At 30.4% G+C, this 2,428-nt stretch carries 3 protein-coding genes; all 3 read right to left on the bottom strand.

The annotated features are described in order from the left end of the window. Positions 1–38: 38 nt before the first annotated feature. The 3 genes from GJV76_RS15430 to GJV76_RS15420 all read right to left on the bottom strand — a co-directional run bounded on the left by GJV76_RS15430 (position 39) and on the right by GJV76_RS15420 (position 2,315). Positions 39–794: a hypothetical protein gene (locus tag GJV76_RS15430; protein WP_155093472.1), complete on the bottom strand. Its 756-nt coding sequence runs from the start codon at positions 792–794 to the stop codon at positions 39–41. Positions 795–796: 2 nt separating this feature from the next. Further along, positions 797–1,477 (bottom strand): hypothetical protein, encoded by a 681-nt coding sequence (locus GJV76_RS15425; RefSeq protein ID WP_155093471.1) that lies wholly within the window; start codon positions 1,475–1,477, stop codon positions 797–799. An 85-nt stretch (positions 1,478–1,562) separates the two neighbouring features. Next, positions 1,563–2,315 carry a hypothetical protein gene (locus tag GJV76_RS15420; RefSeq protein ID WP_155093470.1) on the bottom strand — a complete coding sequence of 251 codons (753 nt, stop codon included), beginning with the start codon at positions 2,313–2,315 and terminating at the stop codon, positions 1,563–1,565. Between the last annotated feature and the right edge of the window lie 113 nt (positions 2,316–2,428).

Raw genomic sequence — 2,428 nt, 5'->3', positions numbered from 1 at the left:
CTATGAAAGAGTCTTTTGTCGGTTTAAAAGCAGTAAAACTATTTCTTGGTAATAAATAATGTATATGGTATAGATGAATCCCAATTTGTAATTTCAATATCCTTAGAGTTTCTGGAAGTTCCTTTTAGATCAGCTCCAAATGGTTTATTCTCTGTATTTTGTGTCCTATTCAAATGTATGCTTATCAAATCGCCCGCTTTACAACTATAAACAACTGATGGAAAATTAATAAGAACTGATGACCCATCAATATGTGGTAAAACAGCACTGTGATCCCCTCCAGAAACAAAATTCCAAGTATTACCATTATCACTACTACTCACAATTCTCATTCCGAAATAAACTCCAGTTTTATTATCATCACTAGCCAGAAACATACTTACAAATCCTGAAAACAGATAATATCCATCGTATTTAATCCTAAATGTATTCGGAAGATTCCCCTGCTCAATACCAAGGTTATTAACTGTTGCATCCTTAATATTTATTGGAAGAACTACAGTTTTTAAAGTATTATAATCAGCTATCCCATTTGGGATATAGAATGCTTCTGATTTCCTTACTATAAAAACCTCTGTTTCAATTGCTTCTTCCGTTTTTGTAAAAACTGTTCCCTTATCATCAATATATAATTTACGCTCACCAACATTATCAAATTCACTAATCTCCCTCATTTTTACTTTACCATTTACATCGAGTTTTTCTAGTGGCAACTCAGTACCTATTCCAAGATTTTGCGTATAACCAACTAAACTAAAAAAAAACAAGTAAACTATTAATATTTTATCTTTCATAGCTATAGTTTTAATATTATAATAGTATATGGGCTAATCTTATTTGTAGCCCCTAAAGTAAATGACTCCATTGTTGAAAATCCTGTTAAATTTCCATTATTATCTTTTACTCTTGCTAATTTCATACGTACAAGATCACCTGCGTTATGTTTTACAATGCCACTAGGCAAAAGAATAACTGCATTTCTAAAAACACCTGCAACAAGCATTTTTGAAAAATGTATACCAGAAACAACATTCCAGCTTGTTCCATTATCTTGACTTACTTCTATTTTTGCAATAATATCAAAAAAAGGATTCGTTGTTGACGATATTGGTTGCATATATAAATTAAGAAATGCATTATACTCATAATATCCTTCAGTAGCAATCCTTAAATTATACGTATTTTCAGGTTGTGTTATCCCCAGATTATTATTCTCTGTCTTAGCAAAATCAATAGGAATAATAATATCCTTTCCAGAATTATATTCACTACCTAAAGTATTCACTGGCAATGATTGTCTAGCTACATTAGTATAAACTTGTGTCATTAATACTGCATCTTCTTTTTTTCCTATTAAACCATCTTGTCTAATATACAACGATCGTAATCCTTCTGCTTTGCTCTCTTTAACATCTCTCAATCTAATTTTCCCCTGTACATCTAACATTTCTGTTGGTACATCTAAACCTACTCCCATTTTTTGTGAGTAGATTATGGGTATTGAAAAAAAGAAAGTTAATAAAACGCCTATATACCTCATGCTTCTTAATATTTTAATTTTGTTACATTTTACTAATTATCAAATTATAAGTTTTTAACCCATTATCATTAAAAAGCTCAAAAGCAGTCACTTCATCACCTTGTGGCAAACCACTACCACTACCACTAGCAGATCTAACAATAAATATTCGAACTAAATCACCTTTTTTATGTTCATAAACAATAGAAGGTATCACCAAATTTCTAATCTCTCCATTATATGAAGAACCAGTAGATGACTGATTTATTTTCTTGATTTTATGTAAACTAAGAGACCTTGTTTCCCAATTTTGTCCATTATCACTACTTGTTTCTAAACCAGTAAATACCCATACTCCATCCTTCTCTGTATTAACTTTGCTACGTATATTTACTGATGTTTTATAATTATAAAACCCAGGAGTATTTATTTTTAACGCATCACCGACATGACTTAGCCCAAGATTATTTACAATAACATCATTTACATTTATAGGAACATGAATTCTTTTTCTAGAATTAAACTCAACACTTCCTCCTAATGGGGGAGCATTATTCAATCCTTGCGCTGAAAAAACTTGAGATTGTACTTCTTTAAATACTTTTATCCCTAAAACCCCTTCATTATTTATAAACAAAGGCTTTAAACTTTCATCATTCAAATAATCTGTATTTCTAATACGCATCGTACCATTTACATCCACCATCTCTGTAGGAACCTCTACTTCTACACCTATCTGAGCAAACATCAGTGAATTCATTAACATAAAAAAAAACAAAAAAACACCTCTTATCATAACAAAATAAATTTAACTGCTAAATTAACATAATATTTAAAAAATCAAACATTGTAGATAAAAAAAACAGACTGTAGTCTGCTTGATTCTATCTTATGGTATAAGGCGTTCTG

Source organism: Myroides albus (assembly GCF_009711045.1).
Classification (GTDB): domain Bacteria; phylum Bacteroidota; class Bacteroidia; order Flavobacteriales; family Flavobacteriaceae; genus Flavobacterium; species Flavobacterium album_A.
This window is presented reverse-complemented; position numbering and strand designations above follow the sequence as displayed.